General features: G+C 76.1%; 21 protein-coding genes, 1 tRNA gene and 1 pseudogene. 11 read left to right on the top strand and 12 right to left on the bottom strand.

Annotated elements, in window-relative coordinates; genetic code table 11:
• Nucleotides 1-101: 101 nt before the first annotated feature.
• From BJP59_RS13180 to BJP59_RS13155, 6 genes are all read right to left on the bottom strand, one after another.
• On the bottom strand, nt 102-1,430 hold the full coding sequence (locus tag BJP59_RS13180) for an MFS transporter (protein WP_194521142.1): 1,329 nt from the start codon (nt 1,428-1,430) through the stop codon (nt 102-104).
• A 63-nt stretch (nt 1,431-1,493) separates the two neighbouring features.
• On the bottom strand, nt 1,494-1,994 hold the full coding sequence (locus BJP59_RS13175; RefSeq protein ID WP_021482856.1) for a MarR family winged helix-turn-helix transcriptional regulator: 501 nt from the start codon (nt 1,992-1,994) through the stop codon (nt 1,494-1,496).
• Between the two features lie 416 nt (nt 1,995-2,410).
• Entirely contained in the window at nt 2,411-3,619 is a 1,209-nt protein-coding gene (locus tag BJP59_RS13170; RefSeq protein WP_194521141.1) for an ABC transporter permease, read from the bottom strand.
• Nucleotides 3,616-4,590, bottom strand: a complete 975-nt coding sequence (locus BJP59_RS13165; protein ID WP_194521140.1) for an ABC transporter ATP-binding protein — start codon at nt 4,588-4,590, stop codon at nt 3,616-3,618. The genes BJP59_RS13170 and BJP59_RS13165 overlap by 4 nt, the downstream gene beginning before the upstream one ends.
• A 104-nt stretch (nt 4,591-4,694) precedes the next feature.
• A complete protein-coding gene (locus tag BJP59_RS13160) occupies nt 4,695-5,186 on the bottom strand; it encodes a hypothetical protein (protein WP_194521139.1) in 492 nt (163 codons plus the stop codon).
• Nucleotides 5,187-5,465: 279 nt separating this feature from the next.
• Nucleotides 5,466-6,068: a TetR/AcrR family transcriptional regulator gene (locus tag BJP59_RS13155; RefSeq protein ID WP_031317332.1), complete on the bottom strand. Its 603-nt coding sequence runs from the start codon at nt 6,066-6,068 to the stop codon at nt 5,466-5,468.
• A 313-nt stretch (nt 6,069-6,381) separates the two neighbouring features.
• Here BJP59_RS13155 and BJP59_RS13150 point away from each other — a divergent pair.
• From BJP59_RS13150 to BJP59_RS13140, 3 genes are all read left to right on the top strand, one after another.
• Nucleotides 6,382-6,453: transfer RNA gene (locus BJP59_RS13150), tRNA-Gln, on the top strand.
• A 30-nt stretch (nt 6,454-6,483) separates the two neighbouring features.
• A complete protein-coding gene (glmU, locus tag BJP59_RS13145; RefSeq protein WP_061268698.1) occupies nt 6,484-8,163 on the top strand; it encodes a bifunctional UDP-N-acetylglucosamine diphosphorylase/glucosamine-1-phosphate N-acetyltransferase GlmU in 1,680 nt (559 codons plus the stop codon).
• Nucleotides 8,164-8,230: 67 nt separating this feature from the next.
• Nucleotides 8,231-9,214: a ribose-phosphate diphosphokinase gene (locus tag BJP59_RS13140; RefSeq protein ID WP_024841193.1), complete on the top strand. Its 984-nt coding sequence runs from the start codon at nt 8,231-8,233 to the stop codon at nt 9,212-9,214.
• 3 nt (nt 9,215-9,217) lie between these two features.
• Here BJP59_RS13140 and BJP59_RS13135 read toward each other — a convergent pair whose 3' ends face one another.
• Together BJP59_RS13135 and BJP59_RS13130 are read right to left on the bottom strand one after the other, a co-directional pair.
• Nucleotides 9,218-10,996 carry a hypothetical protein gene (locus tag BJP59_RS13135; protein WP_194521138.1) on the bottom strand — a complete coding sequence of 593 codons (1,779 nt, stop codon included), beginning with the start codon at nt 10,994-10,996 and terminating at the stop codon, nt 9,218-9,220.
• Nucleotides 10,924-11,946 (bottom strand): hypothetical protein, encoded by a 1,023-nt coding sequence (locus BJP59_RS13130; protein WP_194521137.1) that lies wholly within the window; start codon nt 11,944-11,946, stop codon nt 10,924-10,926. Before BJP59_RS13130 ends, BJP59_RS13135 begins: the two co-directional genes overlap by 73 nt.
• A gap of 137 nt (nt 11,947-12,083) precedes the next feature.
• On the opposite strand from BJP59_RS13130, the gene BJP59_RS13125 reads away from it, so the two are divergent.
• From BJP59_RS13125 to BJP59_RS13095, 8 genes and pseudogenes are all read left to right on the top strand, one after another.
• The gene (locus tag BJP59_RS13125) at nt 12,084-12,728 is read left to right on the top strand and encodes an SIMPL domain-containing protein (RefSeq protein WP_228485056.1); all 645 of its coding nucleotides are present in this window, start codon (nt 12,084-12,086) and stop codon (nt 12,726-12,728) included.
• A gap of 68 nt (nt 12,729-12,796) precedes the next feature.
• Entirely contained in the window at nt 12,797-13,519 is a 723-nt protein-coding gene (locus BJP59_RS13120; RefSeq protein WP_194521135.1) for a GOLPH3/VPS74 family protein, read from the top strand.
• Nucleotides 13,520-13,684: 165 nt separating this feature from the next.
• A complete protein-coding gene (locus BJP59_RS13115; RefSeq protein WP_194521134.1) occupies nt 13,685-14,827 on the top strand; it encodes an acyltransferase family protein in 1,143 nt (380 codons plus the stop codon).
• Nucleotides 14,828-15,176: 349 nt separating this feature from the next.
• Nucleotides 15,177-15,803, top strand: a complete 627-nt coding sequence (locus BJP59_RS13110; protein WP_021482199.1) for a 50S ribosomal protein L25/general stress protein Ctc — start codon at nt 15,177-15,179, stop codon at nt 15,801-15,803.
• 121 nt (nt 15,804-15,924) lie between these two features.
• Entirely contained in the window at nt 15,925-16,527 is a 603-nt protein-coding gene (pth, locus tag BJP59_RS13105; RefSeq protein ID WP_086150902.1) for an aminoacyl-tRNA hydrolase, read from the top strand.
• 162 nt (nt 16,528-16,689) lie between these two features.
• Nucleotides 16,690-17,808, top strand: a pseudogene (locus BJP59_RS20425) (DUF1972 domain-containing protein); the annotation flags it as partial.
• A 201-nt stretch (nt 17,809-18,009) separates the two neighbouring features.
• Nucleotides 18,010-18,960, top strand: a complete 951-nt coding sequence (locus BJP59_RS20420) for a glycosyltransferase (RefSeq protein ID WP_442861548.1) — start codon at nt 18,010-18,012, stop codon at nt 18,958-18,960.
• The gene (locus BJP59_RS13095; RefSeq protein ID WP_186325310.1) at nt 18,957-20,090 is read left to right on the top strand and encodes a glycosyltransferase; all 1,134 of its coding nucleotides are present in this window, start codon (nt 18,957-18,959) and stop codon (nt 20,088-20,090) included. Before BJP59_RS20420 ends, BJP59_RS13095 begins: the two co-directional genes overlap by 4 nt.
• On the opposite strand, the gene BJP59_RS13090 is transcribed toward BJP59_RS13095, so the two are convergent.
• Genes BJP59_RS13090 through BJP59_RS13075 form a run of 4 tightly spaced genes read right to left on the bottom strand, consistent with a single transcriptional unit; the run spans nt 20,021 to nt 24,132 of the window.
• Complete coding sequence (locus BJP59_RS13090) at nt 20,021-21,034, bottom strand: glycosyltransferase family 2 protein (RefSeq protein ID WP_144723083.1); 1,014 nt, start codon at nt 21,032-21,034, stop codon at nt 20,021-20,023. The two genes, BJP59_RS13095 and BJP59_RS13090, sit on opposite strands and share 70 nt — an antisense overlap.
• Nucleotides 21,018-22,337 carry a phenylacetate--CoA ligase family protein gene (locus BJP59_RS13085; protein WP_194521132.1) on the bottom strand — a complete coding sequence of 440 codons (1,320 nt, stop codon included), beginning with the start codon at nt 22,335-22,337 and terminating at the stop codon, nt 21,018-21,020. The genes BJP59_RS13090 and BJP59_RS13085 overlap by 17 nt, the downstream gene beginning before the upstream one ends.
• Nucleotides 22,334-23,374, bottom strand: a complete 1,041-nt coding sequence (locus tag BJP59_RS13080) for a glycosyl transferase (protein WP_228485055.1) — start codon at nt 23,372-23,374, stop codon at nt 22,334-22,336. Before BJP59_RS13080 ends, BJP59_RS13085 begins: the two co-directional genes overlap by 4 nt.
• Nucleotides 23,371-24,132, bottom strand: coding sequence for a CDP-alcohol phosphatidyltransferase family protein (locus tag BJP59_RS13075; protein ID WP_194521131.1), 762 nt, complete (start codon nt 24,130-24,132; stop codon nt 23,371-23,373). The genes BJP59_RS13080 and BJP59_RS13075 overlap by 4 nt, the downstream gene beginning before the upstream one ends.
• Nucleotides 24,133-24,322: the final 190 nt, after the last annotated feature.

The following is a 24,322-nucleotide window of genomic DNA, read 5'->3' as shown; positions in this document are numbered from 1 at the left end:
ACACTGTTCGTGTGCGCCATAAACTGTGTGTACACCATAAACACCGGCGCGAGTGGGGGTCAAGGGTCGAGGAGGCGCTTCGGGGGAGAGGGGCCTCGCGCTCAGCCCGCGCGACGACGGGGAGCGCCGGTGAGGACCAGCCCGATCCCGGTCATCACCACGAGCGCACCCAGCACGACGGCGACCGGCACCGTCCACGTCCCCGTCGCCGTCTGCAGCGCCCCGGCCGCGGTGGGCGCGACGGCGGCCAGGCAGTACCCGACGGACTGCACCGTCGCCGACGCCTGCCGGCCGCGCCGGACCGTCGGGTACCGCTGGGCGACGAGCGTGAAGATCACGACGAAGTTCGCCGCCTGGGCGACGCCCGCGGCGGACGCCCACACCGCCCAGAGCCCCGGCGCGACGAGCAGCCCCACGGGCAGCGTCAGCCACAGCACCGCGATCCCGACGAACGTCTGCCGCAGGCTGAGGCGGCGCGCGGCGAGCGGCACCGCGAGACCGCCGACGATCGCGAAGCCCTGGAACAGCGACGCCGCGCCGCCCGACGCGGAGCGCGGGATGCCCGCGAGGTCCTCCAGGACGAGCGGCAGCCACGCCGTGAGCGCGTAGAAGCTCGACGACTGGAGCGCGAACATCGCGCACAGCCACCACGTGAACGGCGTCGCGAGCACGTGGCGCTCGCGGGCCGTCGTCGGGTCGGTGCCCGTGACGCCCTCCGCCGCGGCCGCCGCCAGCGCGTCCGCCGCGGCCGCATCCCCGGTCGCCCTGGCCTCCGTCTGCGATGCCGCCGGGTCGGGCGCGGTCTCCGCCGACACGCCCCGGGGCTCGCGCGCCTCGCGCGGCACCGCGCGCAGCCACCACACGAGCGCGACGACCGCGAGCACCGACCACGACGCGAGCGCCCAGCGCCACCCGACGGCGTCCGCGAGCGGTGCGGTGAGCGCCGTCGTCGCGACGGTCCCGACGTTGATCGCCGCCGTGTACAGCCCCGTCACCGTCGCGACGTGCCCGGGGAAGTCGCGCTGGGCGATCATCGGCACCGCGAGGTTCGCCGTCGTGATGCCGAGCCCGAGGAGCACCGTGCCCGCGAAGGTCCCGGCCGCGCCGAGCGCCGCGAGGTCCGCCGAGCGCAGGACCGTCCCCGCGACGATCAGCGCGAGCGCGACGGCGATCGCCGTCCGCAGCGACGACCGCCCGAGCAGGCCCGCGACGGCGGGCGTCGCGAGCGCGAAGCACAGCACCGGGATGCCGGTGAGCAGGCCCGCCGCGGCGGCGGTGAGGTCGAGGTCGGCCGCGACGTCCGCGACGACGGGCGGGAGCGCCGTGAGCGGCGCCCGCAGGTTGACGGCCACGAGCAGCACGGCGACGAGCAGGACCCCGTCGATCCCGCCGCGGAACGTGCTCGGGCGGGGCGGCCGTGACGACGGCATCGGGCGGGGACCTCCGGGTGCAGGCGCGTGCGGCGACGCCCGCCCGGTCGTCCGGGCCGACGGTCAGTCGTCGAACTGTCCTCCGACTGTACGCAGGAGCGCCGCGAGCGCAGGTCGCTCGCCCGGCTCGAGCGCGTCGAGGATGCGGGCCTCGACGGCGAGGAGGTCGGTCATCGCCGTGTCCACGCGCTCCAGGCCCTCGGGCGTGAGCTCGACGAGCACGCCGCGCCGGTCGTCGGGCGAGCGGCGGCGCACGACCAGCCCGCGCTCCTCGAGCCGGTCGATGCGGTTCGTCATGGTCCCGCTCGTCACGAGCGTCTGGGTGACGAGCGCCCCGGGGGAGAGGCGGTACGGCTCGCCGGCGCGGCGCAGCGCGGACAGGACGTCGAACTCCCACGTCTCCAGGTGCCCGCGCGCGAACGCCGTGCGCCGCGCCCGGTCCAGGTGCCGGGCGAGCCGGTCGACCCGGGAGAACACGGTGAGCGGCTCGACGTCGAGGTCCGGCCGCTCGCGCTGCCACGCCGCGACGATGCGGTCGACCTCGTCCTCGTGCTGCTGGTCCATGACGCGAGGGTACTCGACGTGTCTCGACGTCAAGACTCTTGACGGCTCGCCGGCCGTCGCGGCGCGTCGCAAGACCCGCCGCCGCGAGGTAGAGCCGCTGTCCGCCGAGGTAGAGCCGCTGTCCGCCGAGGTAGAGCCGCTGTCCGCCGAGGTAGAGCCGCTGTCCGCCGAGGTAGAGCCGCTGTCCGCCGAGGTAGAGGCGTGGTCGTGCCTGGGCGCGCACCTATCAGGGCGACACGAGCACAGGGTGGCGACCCACCGTCGTCGACCACCGGGCCTGGCCTCTACCTCGCCGAACCTGGCCTCTACCTCGCCGAACCCGGGCTCTACCTCGCCCGACCCGGGCTCTACCTCGCCCGACCCGGGCTCTCTCTCGGCGAACCACGCCTCTCTCTCGGCGGGGCAGGGCCCCGCCGTCAGGACGTGCGCAGGGCGTCCGTGAGCCTGACGCGGGCGCCGGTGCGCAGGACGGCGTTGGAGTAGATCTTCGCCGCGAGCCACACGAGGAGGGGGATGACGGCGACGGAGAGGCCGAGCGCGACGAGGGCCTCCCACGTCTCGGCGCTGCCGAGCGCGATGCGGACCGGCATGAGCAGCGGAGAGCACAGCGGCACGTACGACAGCCAGACGACGAGCGGGTTGTCCGGCGCCCACGGCGCGACGGAGACGCCCACGATGTACGGCACGATCATGAGGAACGTGACGGGCGTGGTGACCGCGCCGACGTCCTCCTGGCGCGACACCAGCGCGCCGAGGCCGGCCATGAGCAGCGCGTAGCTGACGAAGCCGACGACGAACCACACGAGCGCCCAGGCAGCGGCGGTCCCGAGGTCGATCGTCGAGGTGTCGACGAGGCCGAGGCCGAGCGCGGTCCCCACGCCCGCGAGCACGACGAGCGCGACCTGCCCGAGCCCGACGAGGCCGATGCCGAGGACCTTGCCGGCCATGAGCTGCCACGGGCGCACGGTCGAGAGCAGGAGCTCGACGACGCGGCTCGTCTTCTCCTCGACGACGCCCTGCGCGATGAGCTGGCCGCTGATCATGATGGCCATGAAGAGCAGGATGCCGGTGACCAGGCCGGTGACGTAGCGCGCCGGGTCGAACTCGCTCGGCTCGCCGATGGTGCGCACGTCCGGCGCGGCGGTCGCGACGTCGCCCGCGACCTGGGCGGGGTCGCCCCCGAGGCTCGCGACGGCGTCCGACAGCGCGGTCTGCTGGGCGAGCGTGGTGAAGACGGCCGTGAGGCCCGACGACAGCTCGGTGTCGACGACGACCGTGGGGGAGCCGACGCTCCCGGTGACGAGGGCGTCGAGGTCGCCGTCGCGCACCTGGGCCTCGCCCGCGGCGTCGTCCGCGACGTCGACGGTCTCGACGTCGGTCCCGAGCGTGCTCCCCGTGGTCTCGATCGCCTCGGCGAGCGCCGCGGTCTGCGGCGTGACCCCCACGCGCTCGGCGCTCGGGCCCGACCCGCTCGCGAGGTTGAGCACGACCCCGCCGAGCACGACGGCGCCGACGAGGATCACGGTCAGCCACACGAAGGACTTGGAGCGCAGCCGCGTCATGATCTCGCGGCCCGCGACGAGGCGGATCGTGCCCCAGGACGTCAACGAGGTCCTCGTGCTCATGCCCCCACCTCCACGGTCTCGGCGGCCGTCGCGGCCGGCTTCTCCTCGGCGCTCACGACGTCGCGGTACAGCTCGGTGAGCGACGGCCGGACGAGCGCGAACTCGTGCACGGGCCCGGCGGCGAGCGCCGCGCGCAGCACGGCCTGCTCGCGCCCGCCGGGGACGCCCCCGGTCCCGTCGCCGGTCGACCCACCGGGCACGAGCTCGACGACGGTGCGCGACCCCTCCAGGCTGACGGCCCGCGCGTCGGGCACGGCACCGATCCACGTGGCGCCGGGCGGGCCGTCCACGACCCAGCGCTCCTGCTCGGTGCGACGGAGCTCGTCGATCGTGCCGACCTCCACCATCGCGCCGTCCTTGATGATGCCGACGCGGTCGCACAGCCGTTCCACGAGGTCGAGCTGGTGCGACGAGAACACGACGGGCACGCCCGCCTGGGCGCGGTCGCGCAGGACCCCGCTCATGACGTCGACGGCGACGGGGTCGAGCCCGCTGAACGGCTCGTCGAGCACGAGCAGCTCGGGGTCGTGGGTGAGCGCGGCGGCGAGCTGGACGCGCTGCTGGTTGCCGAGCGAGAGCTTCTGCACCTCGTCGCCCCGGCGCGCCTCGACGCCGAGCGTCGTGGTCCAGCGCTCCATCGCGTCCTTCGCCGCCGCGGCGGACAGCCCGTGCAGCCGGGCGAGGTAGACGAGCTGCTCGCCGACCTTCATGCGCGGGTAGAGGCCGCGCTCCTCCGGCATGTAGCCGATGCGGCGGCGGGCGACCAGGTCGAGGGGCCGGCCTTCCCACCGGACCTCGCCGCCGTCGGGGGCGAGGACGCCGAGGACGATGCGCATCGTCGTCGTCTTGCCGGCGCCGTTGGAGCCGACGAAGCCGAAGATCTCCCCGGCGCGGACGTCGAACGACGTGCCGCCCAGGGCGCGCACGTCGCCGTAGGACTTGGTCAGCGAGTCGATCTCGAGTGTCGCCATGCGCTCCACACAACCACGCGCGAACGCGCGCGGCACGGGACAGATGTCACGTCCTGGCCGTGCGGAAGCAGGGGGTGCGCCCCTGCCGACGTCGGGCCCGCCGGTCAGCCGAGGTGCTCGTCGCGCACCGTCGGCAGCGTCCGCGCGGCCCGCACGGCGAGGCGCAGCATCGTCCCGGTCGCCTCGTCGACGGCTGCGGCGTCGTCGCGCCGGACGGCGTCGAGCGAGACCCAGAGCAGCTCGCGCGCGAGCGCGGCGTCCTGCTCGTCGAGCCGCCCGGACACCGACTCGACGGCGCTCATCGCGACGAGCACGCGCATCACGGCCGACGTCGGGGGCGCGACCCGCACGCGCCGGATCTCCACGGCCCGGCGCAGCGCGCGACGCTCGACCCGCGTGAGGCGCGGGCCCGTCAGGTGCAGGAGCACGACGGTGAGGAGCGCCGCCACGAGCCCGAGGACGGCGGCGAGGAGCAGCGTCTCGGGCGCCGCCAGGTGCCGCCCGGCGACCAGGGCGGCGAGCGCGGTCGTCACGCCTGCGACGAGACCGACCCGCACCACGTCGACCGACGCGCGCCACTCGGCGTGCCGACGCACCCGGTCCAGCTCGTGGGGGTGAGGCCCGGGACGAGCACGTCGGTGCGCTGGACGACGCGCGCGGGCGCGCCCGGGACGTCGCCCTGCAGACACCGTGCGGTCGTCCAGGTCACGTACCCCCAGACCGTGGGACGGATCTCGTCCCGTGGGTCGCCGTACCCCTGGTCGGCCGACCGGTCGTGCCCGTGCATCCGCTGCCCCGCTTCGTCGTTCTGCTCTGCCGCCAGAGAGACGGGCTGACCCCGCTGTCATGACGCGGGTTCGGGGAGCGGATCTGCGTCAGGACCTCGTGGTGATGAGGTGCGGCCGCTTCTCCATGTCCGCGAGGCCGTTCCAGGCGAGGTTGACGAGGTGCGCCGCGACCTCCGTCTTCTTGGGGGAGCGCGCGTCGAGCCAGTACTGACCGGTGAGGGCGACCATGCCGACGAGCATCTGCGCGTAGATGGGCGCGACCTTCGGGTCGAGGCCGCGCGTGCGGAACTGGTGCGCCAGGAGGTGCTCGACCTGCGTCGCGACGTCGCCGATGAGGCTCGAGAAGGTGCCCGTGGCCTGCGCGACGGGGGAGTCGCGCACGAGGATCCGGAAGCCGTCCTCCGACGCCTCGATGTAGGACAGGAGGGCGAGCGCGGTGCGCTCCAGCAGCACCTTCGGGTGACCGCCCTCGTCGAGCGCGCCCGACAGCGCCGCGGTGAGCGCCTGCACCTCGCGGTCCACGACGACCGCGTAGATGCCCTCCTTGCCGCCGAAGTGCTCGTACACGACGGGCTTGGACACCTCGGCGCGCGCGGCGATCTCCTCGACGCTCGTCCCCTCGAACCCCTTCTCGGCGAACAGCTTGCGGCTGACGGCGAGCAGCTGCTCGCGCCGCTGGCTCGCGGTCATGCGGGATCGGGGGGTGCGCCTGGAGTCTGCCACGGGTCCATCATGCCGTGCGGGCGGTCGCGGCAGCCGGAGGGTCCGCGCCCGCCGGCGCGGGCGTCGTCGGGCGCGCGCGCGGGTGTGGTGCGGGCCACGCCCCGCGTCCGGTGCGGATGGGGCGAGACGGGCACGCGCGGCGTCGGGCACGGGGACCGACCTGGCAGACTGTTCCCGGACCCGGCCCGCCCGCCGCGGCCCGGGTCGAACCGGGGGCGCGGCGACGGGCAGGTGACGTGCACGTGCCGAGCACGTGAGAGCACGGCGTCGCCGGGTCCGGTCCGCCTTGGTGTAATCGGCAGCACAAGGGTTTTTGGTGCCCTTGGTCCAGGTTCGAGTCCTGGGGGCGGAGCTCGTGCCACCGATCCCGAGGGGAACACCCATGGAAGCTCAGCAGGGCACCGACACCACCGTCGCCCCCGCTGCCGTGATCGTCCTCGCCGCAGGCGAGGGCACGCGGATGAAGTCGTCCACCCCCAAGATGCTGCACACGCTCGCGGGCCGCAGCCTGCTCGGGCACGTGCTCGTCGCGGCGCGCTCGCTCGACCCGGCCCTGCTCGCCGTCGTCGTGCGGCACGAGCGCGACCGCGTCGCCGAGCACGCGGTGTCGGTCGACCCGGACGCGGTCGTCGTGGACCAGGACGAGATCCCGGGGACGGGCCGCGCCGTGCAGTGCGCGCTCGTCGCGCTCGACGCGAAGGCGCACGCGCAGGCGCTCGTCCACGGCGTGCCCGACGGCGAGGAGGGGCGCGGCGTCGGCGACGGCCTCGAGGGCCCCGTGGTCGTCACGGCGGGCGACACCCCGCTGCTCGACGGCGGCACCCTCGCCCAGCTCCTCGCGGCGCACGTCGCCGACGGCAACGCCGTGACGATGCTGACGACGCAGCTCGACGACGCGACGGGCTACGGCCGCGTCGTGCGCGACGACGCGACCGGCGACGTCCTGCGCATCGTCGAGCACAAGGACGCGTCGGCCGACGAGCTCGCGATCCGCGAGATCAACGCGTCGATCTACGTCTTCGACGCCGCCGTCCTGCGGCGCGGGCTCGGTACGCTCGGCCGCGACAACGCGCAGGGCGAGGTCTACCTGACGGACGTCGTCGCCGCGGCGCGCGCCGAGGGCGGCGTCGTGCGGGCGCTCGTCTCGGACGACCCGACGGTCGTCGAGGGCGTCAACGACCGCGTGCAGCTCGCGACGCTGCGCGCCGAGCTCAACCGCCGGATCCTCGAGGACTGGATGCGCGCGGGCGTGACGGTCGTCGACCCGGCCACGACGTGGGTCGACGTCGACGTCGAGCTCGCGCGCGACGTGACGCTGCTCCCGGGGACGCAGCTCCACGGCGCGACGGTCGTCGCCGAGGGCGCGACGGTCGGCCCGGACACCACGCTCACCGACACCGAGGTCGGCGCCGGCGCGACCGTGACCCGCACGCACGGCTCGCTCGCGGTCCTGGGCGCGGGGACGTCCGTCGGACCGTTCGCGTACCTGCGGCCCGGCACCGTGCTCGGTGCGCAGGGCAAGATCGGCACGTTCGTCGAGACGAAGAACGCGGAGATCGGCGAGGGGTCGAAGATCCCGCACCTGTCCTACGTCGGCGACGCGACCATCGGCGACCACACGAACATCGGCGCCGCGTCGGTCACGGTCAACTACGACGGCGTGCACAAGCACCGCACCGTCATCGGCTCGCACGCCCGCACCGGCGCGGACAACATGTTCGTCGCGCCCGTGAGCGTCGGCGACGGCGCGTACACCGCCGCCGGGTCCGTCATCCGCCGCGACGTGCCCGCGGGCGCGCTCGGCGTGAGCGGGGGCCAGCAGCGCAACATCGAGGGCTGGGTCGAGCGGCGTCGCGCCGGCACGCCCGCCGCCGAGGCCGCGGCCGCCGCGCGCGCCGCGGACCCGGAGGCGCCCCCGCTCGGCGCGCAGGCGCAGGCCCAGCTCGCGGACCAGAGCGCCGCCGCGACGGCCGACCGCCCCACCCCGCCGCCGCCCGCGCCCGAGCTCGAGCACACGCTCGAGGCGCTGCGTGGCGGTCGTCCCGCCACCACGACAGACTGACCGCGACCGGCCAGCCGACCTCAGACCTACCCCGCACCCGGAAACCCCACCGAAGGAACCCACTGGTATGAGCAGCACGATCGCCGGCAACGGGGAGAAGTCCCTCGTCCTCGCCTCGGGGCGCGCGCACCCCGAGCTGGCCAACGACGTCGCGCGGGAGCTGGGCATCGACCTGCTGCCCACGACCGCGTACGACTTCGCGAACGGCGAGATCTACGTCCGGTTCGGCGAGTCGGTGCGCGGCTCGGACGTCTTCATCCTCCAGAGCCACACCGCGCCGATCAACCAGTGGATCATGGAGCAGCTCCTCATGGTCGACGCCGCGAAGCGCGCCTCGGCCCGCACGATCACGGTCGTGCAGCCGTTCTACGGGTACGCCCGCCAGGACAAGAAGCACCGCGGTCGCGAGCCGATCTCGGCGCGCCTCATGTCCGACCTGTTCACCGCCGCGGGCGCCGACCGCCTCATGAGCGTCGACCTGCACGCCGCGCAGACGCAGGGCTTCTTCGACGGGCCGGTCGACCACCTGTGGGCGATGCCGATCCTCACCGACTACGTGCGCTCGCGCGTCGACACGTCGAACGTCACGGTCGTCTCGCCCGACGCGGGCCGCATCCGCGTCGCCGAGCAGTGGGCCGCGAAGCTCGGGGGCGGGCCGCTCGCGTTCGTCCACAAGACGCGCGACGTCACGCGCCCGAACCAGGCCGTCGCGAACCGCGTCGTCGGTGACGTCGAGGGCCGCGACTGCGTGCTCGTCGACGACCTCATCGACACCGGCGGCACGATCGCCGAGGCCGTGCGCGTCATCCTCGCCGCGGGCGCGCGGTCGGTCATCGTGGCCGCGACGCACGGCGTGCTGTCCGACCCGGCGGCCCAGCGCCTGTCCGAGTGCGGGGCGAGCGAGGTCGTCATCACGGACACGCTGCCCATCGCGGCCGAGAAGCAGTTCCCGCAGCTCACGGTGCTCTCCATCGCGCCGCTCATCGCGCGCGCGATCCGCGAGGTGTTCGACGACGGCTCGGTCACCTCGCTGTTCGACGGCAACAGCTGAGGCTCAGCCCAGCCACCCGGCCAGCGCGGAGCGCAACCGGTCGCGCTCCGACGGCGTGAGCCGCAGGCGCCCGACGCGGGACCGCACGGCGCGGGCGACGTCGTCGGGGAGGCCCTGCCCGGCCGGGGGCAGGGCGCCCACGTCGTGCGCGAGCAGCACGTCGAGCACGTCGCAGCGGCCCGGGAGCGCCGGGAGGTCCGCCGCGAGGTGCGCGGCGGCGCGCACCCTCGCGGCCTCCTCGGGCGTCGTCCCGAGGAGCGCCGCGAGGTCGGGCGGGGGGACCGCCACGATCCGCTGCTCCGTCGTCAGGCCCCACGCGCGCAGGGCCGGCGCGTACCGGGCGAACGGCGCGACGGAGAGCAGGTCGAGCGGGTCCTGGCCGAACTCCGCGGCGTACTCCGGCCGCTCGCGGTACGCGGCCAGCATCGGGTCGTCGTGGAGCCACGCGCGCAGGTCGGCGAGCACGACCGCGCGCCGCAGGTGGTCGGTCGTGCGGAGCGCGTCCGCGGCATCGAGCGGCGTCGTGCGGACGGCGTACGTGCACGCCAGGTTGTACTCGCCGGTCGGGGTCGTGGGGGACGGCGGGTCCGCGCCCTCGGGGTCGCGGGCCAGGGCGGCCCGGTAGGCGCGCCGCAGGCGCTCCCGGGATGTCTCGGCCGACCTGGCCGTCTCGACCGACTCGGCCGTCTCGCTCGACCCGGTCCGATCGCCCGGCTTCGTCCCCGGTGCCGCCGGCACCCGCTGCGCTGCCACGGGCTCCAGCGCCGGGGCCGCGGCCTCCGCCTGGCGGTAGAGGCTCTCGACGGCGTCCTGGAGCCGGACGACGAGCGCGTCCTCCCGCCCCGCGGCACGCTCCACCGCGAGCGCCTCCAGCAGCGCGCGGACCGCGTCGACGGCGGTCGCGTCGAGCCCGCCCGCCGGGTCGTCCCCGTCGCGGCCCGGGGCGAAGCACGCGTTCACCGTCGTCGCGGCGCGCGAGTACTGGGCCCGCAGCCGCAGCGAGCGGTACCCGCTGCGGCCCTCGCTCCGCGTGACGAACCGGTCGAGCCAGTCGCCGTACGCGTCGAGGTCCTCGCGCAGGGTGTGGTGCCGGCCCTCGGCATGGGCGAGGGCGACCTGGGCCAGGTCGTTGCGCGGGTCGACGTCGACGGCGCGCGCGAGGAGCTCCCGCTCCCGGTCCGGCGCGTCGGTGAGGTCGCTCTGGGCGACGTACTGGAGGGCGAGGCTGCGCCACGACGTCGCCCCGCACAGACCCTCGAAGCCCGCGTGGTGGCGTGCCAGCGTCAGCAGCACGACGGCCGCGGCGGCACGGTAGAGGTCGACCTGCGCCGCGGCGGCGGCCGACGTCGGGTCCTCGGGGTCGAACCGCAGGAGCCCCGCCCGGTCGAGCGCGGCGGAGCCCGCGGCCCGTCCGTTCCTGGTGACGACGACGGCCAGGTGGTCGGCGTCCCGCTCCTCGACCGTGACCCGCCAGGGGACCGACCCGACGACGCCCTGGGCCAGGCTGACGACCGCCTTGACGAACGCGCCCTGGGGCAGCTCGGACAGCGCGGACCCGCTGAGGGCGCTGATGTCCGTGCCGCGGGGTACCTCCAGGCCGCGCGGCGGCTCGGCGCCCAGCTCGCCCAGGAGCGCGACGAGGCGCGCCCCGCCCGTCCCCTCGTGCGACGTCGTCCGGTCGCCCGAGCGGCCCGACGTCACCTCGATCGTCAGCCGCAGCCGGGTCGCGAGGACCGTGGCGACGAGGAGCACGCCGAGCGCCGCCAGGACGGCCCCCGCCACGAGGGACCCCGCCGCGACGGGCCCTGCCGCGACGGTGCCCGGGCCCCGAGGGCGCGGGCCGACAGCACGACGGCCGCGACCGCGGCGACGCCGGCCACGGCGGTCGCCCACGCCCACCAGCGCGTGTGGTCGTGGCGGGCACCCGGCGCGACGAGCCGCCCGAGGGCGAGCGCCACCGCCACGACACCGGCGACGAACCCGAGCACGAGGACCACCACCGCGAGGGTCGCGCCCGCGACGCCGGAGCCCGTCCACGTGCTCGCGCCCGCGGCGGGGCCCCACACGAGGAGCGCCGCGCCGGCGACGAGGGCGCCCCACCCGGCGGCGCCCGCGCGTACGCGCTCGCCCGCGGACAGGACGGGCCAGCGCAGCGTCACGGGGACGACGAGCCGCGCGACGACGGCGAGCACGAGGACGCCGACGAGGAGCGCGAGCAGGGGCGGGCCCAGGGGCGAGACCGCCTCGACGAACCCGTCCCAGGCGGACGCCGCGCGGTCCGGGACCGTGGTCTCCTCCTCCTGCGCCGCGCGGACCACGGCGGCGGCCCGCGCGTCCTGCGCGTCGAGCGCGAGCGCCTGCTCCGCGCGGGCCTGCGCGGCGGCCCAGGACTCGGCCTCCCCGGACGTCGGCCGCGCCCCGCCGGGCTCGAGGGCCTCCGCCTCGGCGGCGAGCGTCGCGGCGGTGTCCCGCGCGGCGACCGCCGCGTCCCGCACGTCGGCGCACGCCGTGGCCCGCGCCGCCGGGTCCGCGGGGGACGAGGCCGTCGCGCGGTAGGCGTCGACCAGCGCGACCGCGTCCCGGGGGCGGGAGTCGTCGAGCAGCGCGAGCGCGTCGGCGCACGCGCGCGGGGTCGTGGCGGCCGGGTCGGTGCCCGCGGCGTCCGCGGCGGCCGCGCCCGGGGCCGGGGCGAGCGCGACGAGCAGCGCGGCGAGAGCGAGGAGACGTCTCACGCGGACCTCCCGGGTGCGGGGACGGGCACGACGTCGTGCCCCTCTGACACGAGAGTGGCAGGCCGCGGGCCGTCCGTGCCGCGCTCACCCGGGTGAAACGGGGGCGACCCCGGGCGGTCCGTGCGAGCATGACGGCCATGAACGGCTCTGGGGTGACGACCACCGGTCAGGGAGCGGTGACGGCCACGCCGGACGTCGCCGTCGTCGAGCTCGGCGCCGAGGCGAGCGCGCCCGGCGTCCAGGACGCGCTCGACCGCGCCAACGCCGGGCTCGCCGCGGCGCGGGACGCGCTCGTCGCGCACGGCGTGGCGCCGTCCGACCTGCGCACGTCGCAGACGTCCACGTGGACCGAGCAGCGCGAGGACGGCCCCCGCACGACCGCGCGCCTCACGCTGCGCGCGACGCTGCGCGACGTGGGGGCGAGCGGCGAGGTCGTGCGCGCGGCGCTCGACGCCGCCGGCCCGGTGGGCCGGCTCGACTCGACCAGCCTCGCCGTGGGGGACCCCGGCCCGCTCGCGGCCGCGGCGCGCGAGGCCGCGTTCGCCGACGCCCGCGCCCGCGCCGAGCAGTACGCCCGCCTCGCCGGACGGTCGCTCGGTCCGGTCGTCGAGATCCGGGAGGACGACGGCGCGCCCGCCCCGGTGGCGCGCGTCCTCGCGGCGAAGGCGACGAGCGACGCGCTCGTCGTCGAGCCGGGCAGCCAGGAGGTCCGCGCGACCGTCACCGTCCGGTGGGAGCTCGCCGACCCGGCGCACCGGGGCCCGGCGTCGCCGACGGCGTGAGACCTGCACCGGGCACCGGTGACAAACGGCAGGTGCCCGGCCCCGTCGCCCGGTCCTAGCGTGGACCCATGCTCATCCTCGAGGACTACCTGCTGCTCACGCTCGACGACGTGACCGGGAAGGCCGTCGTCGACGCCTCGTACCGCGAGCAGGTCGCCGCGGGCGCGCTGCTCGTCGAGCTCGCCCTGCTCGGGCGGGCCGACCTCGCGGGCGACGGCGACGGCGGCCGGGTGGGCCGCATCGTCGTGCGGGACGCGTCCCCGACCGGCAACGCGCTGCTCGACGAGGCGCTCGACGTCGTGCGGGCGCGCGAGGGCTCCACGCCGAAGGCGCTCGTCGCGCCGATCGCCAGGCTCCGGCCCGCCGCCCGCGCGGTCGCGGCGCTCGCGGAGCGCGGCGTCCTGCGGCGCGAGGAGGGCCGCGTGCTCGGCATCTTCCCGACGACGCGCTTCCCCGCGGCGGACTCCCGCCACGAGGACGCGGTGCGGGCCGACCTCCGACGCGTCCTCGTCGAGGGGCGGGCGCCGGACGCGCGCGCGGCGGCGATCGTCGCGCTGCTCGCCGCGACGGGCCAGGCGGGCCGGGTGCTCGCGAGCGGCGGCAGCGACACCGACGGCGGGCCCGGACGCACCCCCGCGGGGCGTCGCGACGTCGATGCCCGGGCGCGCGAGATCGCGCGCGAGAGCTGGGCGAGCGAGGCCGTGCGCGCGTACGTCGAGGAGGTCACCGCGGTGATCCTCGTCGGCGCGACCGTGGCCACGACCGTCGCGACGACCACCGCGACGGGCTGAGCGCGCGCGATCTCGCCCGGGTGAAATGACGGCGAGGCCCTCGTGGCCGTCGCCGTGGCGAGGGTAGGTTCGCACGGTCCGCGTCGGTCCCGACGGCCGGGGGTCTCCCGGTCCGGTCGTGGCAGCGCCCGCGCGGACCCGCCCGCAGCGTCCGGAGGTGACGACGTGCCCCGGCAGCAGACCGCCGAGCGAGTACGCCTGCGCTGGCCCGACGCCGCGCGCGGCCTCGCCATCCTGCTCGTCGTCGTGCTGCACGCGACGCGCGCGCTCGGCGACCTCGACCTCTCCGGCGCCTGGGGCACGGTCCTGGCCGGGTGGGACCGCGTGAACGCGGCGCTCGGCACGATGCGCATGCCGCTCTTCTTCGCCGTCGCGGGCCTGTTCGCCGGGAAGTGGGTCCGCGGGCCCTGGCGTGCGCTGCTCGCCTCGAAGGTCGCGCTCTTCGCCTGGCTCCTGCTCCTGTGGCCGTTCGTCCGGGCGCTCGGCTACCTCCTCGGGGCCGTCGTCGCGGGCGACCCCGACCCGGTGCACGAGGCGCTCGTCGGGCTCGAGCTCCCGCCCGGCCTGGCCGACGACGGCGGACCCGCCCTGCAGGTCGGCACGGCCGCGCTCTCGGCGTGGGTGTGGCCGTCAGGGATCCGCTGGTTCCTCTGGGCGCTCGCGGTGTTCTTCGTCGTCGCGAAGCTGCTCTCGGGGCTGTCCCCGCGCGTGCAGCTCGTCGGGGCGGCGGCCGTGTCGCTCGCGGCGTTCGCGTTCGCGCTCGAGCTGCCGAACAACGCCTGGGACAGCGCGCCGAAGTACTTCGTCTTCTTCCTGGGCGGCCTCCTCCTGCGCGACCGCGTCCTGGGGCTGACCGAGCGCCTGACGCTGTGGACCGGCGCGGGCGTCGTCGCGCTCTGGGTCGCGGGCTGCGTGCTCGCGGCGCACGTGGCGTCGGGCGTCCTGCTGTGGGTCGTGTGCGTGCTCGGGGTGGCCGCGGGCATCGTGCTCGGCGTCGCGACGAGCGGCCTGCGGCCGCTGCGCGCGCTCGGGACGCGGACGCTGCCCGTCTACCTCACGCACATGCTCGTCATCCACGCGATCCTGCTCGTCGGCGGCGACGCGCTCGACGCCGTGCCCGCCCCGGTGGCCGCGCTCGCGCCGCCCGTGCTGGCGCTCGTCGCGACCCTGGCCTCGGTCGGCGTGTACGCCGTCGTCTCCCGGACCCCGGTCTACTGGCTGTACGAGCTGCCCCGGAGCCTCGCGCGCCGGCTCGCCGGCCGGCCCGCGCCCCGTCCCGAGACCGCCCGGGCCGACGCGACGCCCTGACGCCCTTCCCGTCGACGGCCGCGCGCCTCGCGGCGGCGGCTCCGGGCTGGGCGGCGGGGAGCGGGTTTCCGACTCGCGCCGCGCCCGGGTACAGTTATCAGGTTGCCTCGGCGAGGGACGTCTGACGGCCGGCAGCGCTGGACCGGTGAGCACACCGGCGGCGCGGGACCGCACGTGTCAGCCAGACCTGTTGGATCTCCGTTATCGACTGGGCGGTCGTCCTCCTGCGCGCCCGTCACACGTCCCGCGCCGACGCAACCGCCCGTCCGGGAGGCCCTCTCACCGTCCGGACAGCCGACCGTCCCCCACTGGCGGCCGGCCCGCAACGCATCTTCCAGGAGTGATCCACGTGTCCGAGATCAAGCTCGCCGCCGAGGCCCGCACCGAGTTCGGCAAGGGCGCCGCGCGCCGCATCCGCCGCGCCGACAAGATCCCCGCCGTCCTCTACGGCCACGGCAGCGCTCCGGTGCACGTCACCCTGCCGGGCCACCAGACGATGATGGCGCTCAAGCACTCGAACGCGCTCTTCTCCATCGAGCTCGAGGGCAAGGGCCAGCTCGCCATCGCCAAGGACGTCCAGCGCGACCCGGTCCGCAACGTCATCGAGCACGTCGACCTGCTCATCGTGAAGAAGGGCGAGAAGGTCGCCGTCGAGGTCCCGGTCGCCGTCACCGGCGAGTCCGCCCCCGGCACCATCCACCTCGTCGACCTGCAGACCCTCGCCATCGAGGCCGAGGCGACGCACCTGCCCGAGTCCGTCGAGGTCTCCATCGAGGGCCTCGAGGCCGGCACCACCGTCACGGCGGGCGAGGTGAAGCTCCCCTCCGGCGCGACGCTCACGACGGACCCCGAGCTCGTCGTCGTGACGATCTCCGTGCCGCAGGACAACTCGGCGGACATCGAGGCCGCCGAGGCCGAGGCCGCCGAGCAGGCCGCCGGCTCCGAGGCCGCCGCCGAGGCGACCGCGGGCGAGTGACCCCCCGCGCGGACGTCGTCCGCGCCATGCTCTCGTCGAGGCGTCCGGCACCCTGGTGCCGGACGCCTCGTGCGCGTCGGGAGCCGGGACCGTGCAGGACGTCAGCGAAGGAACGGTGCACATGAGCGACCAGCCGTGGCTCGTCGTCGGGCTCGGGAACCCGGGCTCCGGCTACGCCGGCAACCGCCACAACCTCGGCCACATGGTCCTGGACGTCCTCGCGGGCCGGGCGGGCGCCCGGTTCGCGCGGCACCCGCGCGCGCAGGCCGCCGTCGCGGAGGCGCGCCTCGGCATGCTGCCCGGCGGGCGTCCCGGGCCGCGCGTCGTGCTCGCGAAGCCCACGACGTACATGAACGTCTCGGGCGGGCCCGTGGCGGGCCTCGCGAAGTACTACGGGATCGACCCCGAGCACGTGGTCGTGGTCCACGACGAGGTGGACATCCCCTTCGGCGCGGTCAAGCTGAAGATCGGCGGTGGCGAGGGCGGCCACAACGGGCTGCGCGACATCACCAAGGCGCTCGGCACGAAGGACTACGTGCGCGTCCGGGGCGGCGTCGGGCGTCCGCCCGGCCGCATGGACACCGCCGACTACGTGCTCAAGGACTTCAAGGGCACGGAGGCGAAGGAGCTGCCCTTCCTCCTCGACGACGCGGCCGACGCGGTCGAGATGGTGCTCACCGAGGGGCTGCTCGCTGCGCAGGGCAAGTACCACGCCCGCGCCTGACCCGTCCGGCCCGCCGAGGCCTCTCCACCCCGTCCCGCCGGGGAAATCACCCGGGTGAGGCGCCGGGAACCCGGCCCCACGGGTCCCGCACACCACTAGCCTCGCAGGAAGGCACAGGGCGGCAGGGCGGGAGTGACGGTGGCGGCGACGCTGAGCATCGCGATGGTGGGCACGCGCGGCGTCCCGGCACGGTACGGCGGCTTCGAGACGGCGGTCGAGGAGGTCGGCTCGCGCCTCGCGGCGCGCGGGCACCGCGTCCGCGTCTACACGCGCACGGGGAACACCGAGGACGTCGTCCGCGAGCACCTCGGCATGGAGGTCGTCACCGCGGGCGCGCTGCGCAGCCGCTCGCTCGAGACGCTGAGCCACACGGCCGTGTCGGTCGCCCACCTCGTCGCGCACCGCACCGACGCGGCCTTCGTCTTCAACGCGGCGAACGCCCCGTTCCTGCCGCTGCTGCGCGCGGCGCGCATCCCGGTCGCGACCCACGTGGACGGGCTCGAGTGGCGGCGCGCGAAGTGGGGGCCCACGGGCCGCCGCTACTACCGCGCGGCCGAGACGACGGCCGTCCGGTGCTCCGACGCGATCATCGCCGACGCCCGGGGGATCCAGGACTACTACGCGCGCGAGTACGGCGTGCCGTCGTCGCTCATCGCGTACGGCGCCCCGCTGCTCGACGACGACCGCGGCGCGCGCGTCGCCGAGCTCGGGCTCGAGCCCGAGGGCTACCACCTCGTCGTCGCGCGGTTCGAGCCCGAGAACCACGTGCAGGAGATCGTCGAGGGCTACGTGCGGTCCACCGCGACGAAGCCCCTCGTGGTCGTCGGCTCCGCGCCGTACTCCGCGGAGTACACCGACCGGATCGACCGGCTCGCCCAGGGGGACGCGCGGGTCCGGCTGCTCGGCGCGGTGTGGGACCAGGAGCTGCTCGACGACCTCTACGCGTCCGCGTTCACCTACGTCCACGGCCACTCCGTCGGGGGGACCAACCCGTCGCTCCTGCGCGCGATCGGCGCCGGCGCGCCCGTCGTCGCGTTCGACGTGGACTTCAACCGCGAGGTCGTGCGCGACCCCGGCCTCTACTTCCGCGGCCCGCACGACCTCGCCGGGATCCTCGAGGACGCCGAGCGCGACGAGCTCGGGACGATCGAGCGCGGCCGCGCGAACCGCAAGCGCGCCGAGGACTACTCGTGGGACGACGTCGCCGACGGGTACGAGCAGCTCGCGCGCGACCTCGCGGCCCGGCGCACGCCCGGGCCGTGGCGGACCGCGCGCCGTCGTGCCGCGGCCGCGGACCGGCAGGACGCGCCTCGCCCCGCCGCAGCCGCCGACGACCCGGCCCTCGGTGACCCGGCCCGCGACGACTCTCCCCGCCGGGTCCTGTTCGACGCCTACTGGTGGGACCGGGGGCCGTTCTCGAACCGGGCGGTCCAGCGCGCGCTCATCCACCACTGGCACGAGCGGTTCCCGCAGGACGAGCTCGTGCTCGCCGTCCGCGGCGGGGAGAGTGCTGCGCCGTCGGACCTGCCGCCCGGCGCGCGGACGATCGGGACGCGCCTGTACCCGCACGCGCTGTCGAACGCGGTCGAGCTCGGCCGGCTCGCGCGGACGGTCCACGCCGACGTCGTCGTCGCCCACAACTACACGCCGGTCGGGCGGGTCCCGGCGGTGACGTTCGTCCACGACGTGATGTTCCGCGACCACCCCGAGTGGTTCTCGCGGACCGAGCGCGCGTACTTCGCGCCGATGATCCCGCTCCTGCGTGCGGCGGACGCGGTCGCGACGTCGTCGCGCACGGAGGCGGACCGCATCGAGGGCCGCTCCGGCCGCCCGGTCACGCCCGTGGGGCTGGGCGTGCCGCGCACCCTGACCGACGCCGTCCCGCGCCCGCCCGCGGGGATCGACCCGGGGCTCCCGTTCGCGCTGTGCGTGGGACGCCTCAACGTCCGCAAGAACCTCGAGGCCGTGCTGCGCGCCGTCCCGCTGTCCGCGCGGCTGGGGCCCGAGGCGCCCCTCCTGGTCGTCGGGGGAGCCGAGCACTCCGGCGTCGCCCCGGACCTCCCGCCGGGCACGGACGCGCTCCTCGCGAGCGGTGCGGTGCGGCTGCTCGGCGCGATCGACGACGCCGAGCTCGCGTGGCTCTACTCCCGCGCCGCCGTCACGGCGTTCCTGTCGCGCGACGAGGGCTTCGGGCTGCCGGTGCTGGAGGCGACGCACTTCGGCTCGCCGCTCGTGCTGGCCGACACCCCCGTCTTCCGCGAGCTCGCCGACGGCCTCGCGCGCTTCGTCCCGCTCGACGCGCCGTCGCGCGACGTCGCGGCCGCGCTGGACGCCGCCTGGGGGACGATCCCGGACGCCGCGCTGCGCGAGCGGCTGCTCGCCCGGTACGAGTGGGACCGCGTGGTGGAGCGGCTGCGCGGGCTCGTTCCGTGACGCGGCCGCGCGTCGTCGTGCACCTCGCGCACGAGCAGGACCCGGTGGCGTGGCGGGCGCGGTACGCGGCGGGGGAGACCCTGGACCGCACGCCCTACGGCTACGACCTCGCCGCGGGCGCGGTCGACCTCGCGTGGAGCGTGTCCCACCGCGAGCGGCCGTCCGTGGCGCGCGTGCGGCGCGCGCTCGCGGCGCGGCTCGGGACCGACGTCGTGCACGCGTGGCGCAACCGCGCGCTCCTGGGGAGCGCCGACGTCGTGTGGACGCACACCGAGCGCGAGCACCTCGCGGTCGGCCTCGTGCGCGCGACGCTGCCCCGGCGCCGCAGGCCTGCCGTCCTCGCGCAGTCCGTGTGGCTCTGGGACCGGTGGGACGACCTCGGTCGCGCCCGCCGCCGTCTCTTCGCGGCCGTGCTGCGCGGGCACGCGGTCGAGGCGGTGCACAGCGACGTCAACCGGCGCGTGGCGCTGGACCGGGTGCCCGGTCGGCGGGTCGTCCTCGTCCCGTTCGGGACGGCGCCCGCCACGGGGGAGGGGGTTGCCGCCGGGACCGACGGCCCCGGGACCACGCCCGAGGTGCTGGCCGTGGGCAACGACCGGGACCGGGACTGGGCCGTGCTGCGCGCCGCGCTCGACCTGCTGCCCGGCGTGACCGCGCGCGTCGCGTCGCGGTCGGCGGCCGCGGCCCGGGTCGCGGTCCCGGGCCGGGTAGACGTCGCGCCCGCGACGGGCCGCGCCGAGCTCGCGCGGCTCTACGCGGGCTGCCGGGTCGTCGTCGTGCCGCTGCGCGAGAACCGGCACGCGTCCGGTGCGACGGCGTGCGTCGAGGCGATGGCGGCGGGCCGCGCGCTCGTCGTGACCGACGCGGGCGGGGTGCGCGACTACGTCGCGGGGACGCGGGCCCGGCTCGTCGCCCCGCACGACGCCGCCGCGCTCGCCGAGGCGGTGCGGCACGCGCTCGGCCCGGGGGAGGCGACGAGCGCCGCGGACGTCCGGGCGCGGGGCCTGCGGCAGGAGGACTACGTCGCGCGGTACGTGCTGCTCACGCGGGCGCTCGTCGCTCAGGCGGAGATCCCCGCCGCGGTCTCGTCGTTCGAGCCGGTCGCCGAGGAGGCGGGCCTCGCCCCCTGAGGCGTCGCGCCGTCGCGGGCGTACTGCCGGTGCAGGTGCCCGAACGCACCGGCGACCATGCCCCGGCCCCGGTGGCTCGTGCGCAGGCCGCGCGCGTCGCTCTCCAGGTCTCCCGTCCAGCGGCCCCAGACGTGCCGGGCCGCGCCCGCGACGGTGCGGCCCGTGCCCCCGACGAGCGCGCGAGCCCGCACGAGCGCCCGGCGCGCGGGGCCCCGGGCGAGGCGGAGGTCGACCTGCACGGCGCCGTTGCCGCCGTTGAACGCGCGCCGCATGGCCCACGCCCGGGTCATGCGCTCGGCCGGGACGAGGTCCTCCGCCTCGGACTCGTTGCACCACACGATCCGGCCGCCCGCGGCGACGAGCGCGCGCGAGAAGAGCGTGTCCTCGCCCCCGGCGAGGCCCAGCGTGACGTCGAACCGGGTCCCGAGCGACCGCACCTGCCGCAGGTCCAGCAGGAGGTTCCCGCTCGCCGCGACGGGGATCTCGATCCCGGTCGGGCGCGGTCGACGGCGGAACACGCCCGTCGCGAGCAGCCACGGGTCGGGCTCGTGCGCGAACACGGAGATCACGCGGCCCATGACGGCCGCCGGGCGACCCGTCTCGCGCCACGTGTCCACGAGGGCCGCGAGCCACCGCTCGCGCGGGCGCTCGTCGTCGTCGAGGAACGCGAGCAGGTCGGCGTCGGCCGTCTCGTCGAGCGCGCGGTCGCGTACGGCGGCGATGCCGGGGCGCGGCTCGACGACGTAGCGCACGGGCAGCGGGGCGTCCCGCACGACCTGCCGCGCCGACCCGGCGGGGTCGTTGTCCAGGACGAGCACCTCCACCCGGGCACCCTCCACCTCGGCCAGCCGCTCGGGCAGCCGCGCGAGCAGCCCGGCGAGCGTGGCGGGGCGCCGGAACGTCGGGACCGCGACGACCAGCCGGAGCTCAGGAGGGGGCGTCACTGCGGATGAACCTCATCTTCCCGCCCACCTGCGGGATGTGGTCGACGAGCTCCAGCGTCACCGGCACGAGGCCGCGCGTCGCGCGGCGCAGCGTCGCGAGGGCCCGCTCGATGTCGGCGCGCTCGTCGCTCGCCGGGATGCAGCGCAGCGTCACGGCGTAGTCGCGGCCCTGCACGATCTCGAACTGCCGCACCGAGAGCGGCGCGTGGTCGAAGATGTGGCCGAGCGCCCCGGCGATGGTCGTCCCGTCCGGGAGCCGGACGGCGTCGGAGGCCCGCCCCGAGACCGCGCCGAGCCGGGGCAGGGAGCGCCCGCACGCGCACGTCTCGCGGTGGATGCTGCTCACGTCGCCGAGGCGGTACCGCACCACGGGGAAGACGCGGTTCGTCAGGTCGGTGACGACGACGTTGCCCTCCTGCCCGTCGGGGACCGGACGGTCGTCGTCGTCGAGGATCTCGACGCGGCGCACGTCCCAGAACACGTGCATCCCGGACTGCTCGGCGCACTCGCCGGCGATCCACGGCACCTCGGCGCTGCGGTAGTGGTCGTAGACGGGCGCCCGGAGCGCCGTCGCGATCTCCGCGCGGACGCCCGGGGCGAGCGGCGCGGCCGTGACCGCGACCGCGCGCGGCGGCGCGAGCTCGATGCCGAGCCGTCCCGTGCGCCGGACCAGCTCCAGCACGCCCCCGCCGTAGCCCAGCAGGAAGGGCGGTCGCAGGCGGTTCCAGCGGCGCGCGAACTCGGTGACCGTCTCGTCGGTGATGCGGAACGCGTCGAGCTGCACGCGGCGGCTCGGGAGCCACTGCAGGTCGTGGCGGACGCGCGCGAGGCCCTCCAGCATGTGCCGGGTGATGATCCCGCGGTCCTCCCACGGCTCGACGCCCCACCACCGGAACAGCCGCCACTCGAGCGCGCGCGCCGGGAAGCGCAGGTCGCGCAGCACGTGCAGGGGGAGGCCCGTGCTGCCGCCCGTGCGCGACGTCGCCGACGTGCGGTCCGTCGCCTCGTCCGTGCGGATCGTGTCGAAGTGCTCGCGCAGGGCGGGCTTGTCGACCAGCGGGAGCGCGTCGAGCACCGCGGCGTCCCGGAGGTCGGCCGCGGTGATCCCGGCGTCGCGGTAGAGGTCCCGGTAGAACGGGCTGTGCTCGGACGCGAACCGGGCGTGCCGCAGGGCGCGCTCGCGCGAGAGCTGCTCCAGCGCCGCCGCCGTGAGGGCGTCGTGCCGCACGAACGCGTCGAGCTGGGCCGTGCTGTCCCGGCCCACGACGGCGGTCTTGGCGCGGAACGCCGCCTCGGCGATCACGCGGCCCCCTCCCGCCCGGCGCGGCGGCGCGACCGGCGGCCTGCGAGCGCGGTGCGGTAGGCGCGGGCGTGCGCCGCCCCCGCGTCCGTCCACTCGCGGCGCGACAGGTCCGGACGCGCGCCCTCCGGGATCGCGGCCGCCTCGGCGAGCGCCCCGACGAGGCGCTCGCCCGTGAGCCGGTCGTCGAACATGAGCACCCACTCGTCGCCCACCTCCTTCGCGAGGGCCTCGTTCACCGCGTTGCGCGGCACGAGGACCGGGCGGTCGAGCGACAGGGCGGCGAGCACGCTCCCGGAGTTGTGCATGAACCGGTAGGCCAGCACCACGAGCTGGGAGCGCGAGGCGAGGGCGACGAGCTCGTCGTCCTGGAGGAAGCGCAGGGTCAGCTCGACGCCGGGCAGGTCCGCGGTCTCCGCGCGCAGCGAGGTCTCGAGCTCGGTCGACGACGGGCGCCCACCGATCTCCAGGCTCAGGTCGTCGCGCAGGGCGCGCGCCTCGCGGTAGGCGCGCACGAGGTCGCCGACGCTCTTGTAGCGCCGCACCCCGCCGAAGTAGCCCGCCCGTCCCGGGACCCGCTCGTCCCGGGCGTACCGGGCGAACCAGTCGCGGTAGTGGCCGTGGAGGATCGTGGTGCGCGGCTGCTCCGGGGGCAGCTCGGTCGTCTCGTTGAGGACGATGCGGTGGTCCGTCGAGCGGTCGACGCGGACCAGGAGCCAGCGCGAGACGCGCGGGACGTCGGGCAGCTCGACGTTGTGGACCGTCCGCACGACGACCACGCGGCTCAGGCGGTGCCGCACGAGGATCGCGGCGACGAGCGCGTGCTTCGCGGCGGCCTTCCACCACGTGGTGCCCTCGAGCTTGCCCTCGGGCCAGTGCCAGTGGAAGACGTCGTAGCGGCCCACGATCGCCGTGCGCCAGTCGAAGCGCAGGTGCTCCACGGACGGCTCCGCCGCGAGGGCCGCGTCGAGCTGGGTGATGTACGGGTTCGTCGTCGACCGCGGCGCGCGGAACGACTGCATCACCCGCACGGGCCTCACGAGGGGACTCCCGCCGTCGTCGCCGCGCCGCGTTCCAGGGCCTGGAGCGACCGGTACCACCGCACGGCCGCGAGGGGCAGGACGAGCGCGTTCACGACGGCCAGCGCGGTGTACACGACGAGGAACGCGGAGGGGAGCCACAGCAGCGCGAACGAGAGGCACAGGAAGCCGTAGTCGGTCGGGAGCACCGCGAGCGTGTAGAGCGGGTGCTCGCGGAGCCGGCCCCCGGTCCCGTGCGCGGCCCCGCCCGGCGAGCCCTTGGCGCGGCGCACCAGGTCGACCGCGACGATCCCGAAGAAGAACGTGCTGCTCACGACGCAGAACGCGAGGGGCACGACGAGCCAGCCGGCGTCGACGTCGTAGTACCGGAACCAGCAGACGAGCACCGCGAGGTGCAGGGCCACCGTCTTGAAGGCGTCGAAGAAGTGGTCGAGCCACTCGCCCGCCGCGCTCCCCGACCGCGAGAGCCGCGCGAGCTGGCCGTCCGCGGAGTCGAGGGCGTACCCGAGGACGAGGAGCACGACGGCCGCGAGCGACGACCCGAGCGTCGGCTCGGCGAGCGCGATGGTCGCGATCCCGGCGAGCGTGGTGGCCGCGCTGACGAGCGTCACCGCGTCGGGCGTCAGGCCGAGCACGTACGCGCCCGCGGCGAGCGGACGGCCGAGGGGGCGGTTGACGAAGCGCGAGTACGCGGCCGCGCCGCTCGACGACTTCTGCGCGTCGTGCAGTCGCGTCATCGCCGCGCCGAACTCGGACATGGGCACCTCGCGAAAGAGACGGGGGGAGCTTCTGGGAAGCGGCGGCGACGGATTGTCTGCCCGCCCCCGACCGTGCCGAGAATCGTATCCAGGCGGGCGCGGGTGAACAGCGGGTGAGGTTGTATCTCGCCCGGGTGAATTCCGGCGTCACGGCCCGACGGCGGGCTTAGGATCGCCGCGACGGCCGACG

It is taken from the genome of Cellulosimicrobium sp. JZ28 (assembly GCF_015327065.1).
In the GTDB taxonomy this organism is placed as follows: domain Bacteria; phylum Actinomycetota; class Actinomycetes; order Actinomycetales; family Cellulomonadaceae; genus Cellulosimicrobium; species Cellulosimicrobium funkei.
This window is presented reverse-complemented; position numbering and strand designations above follow the sequence as displayed.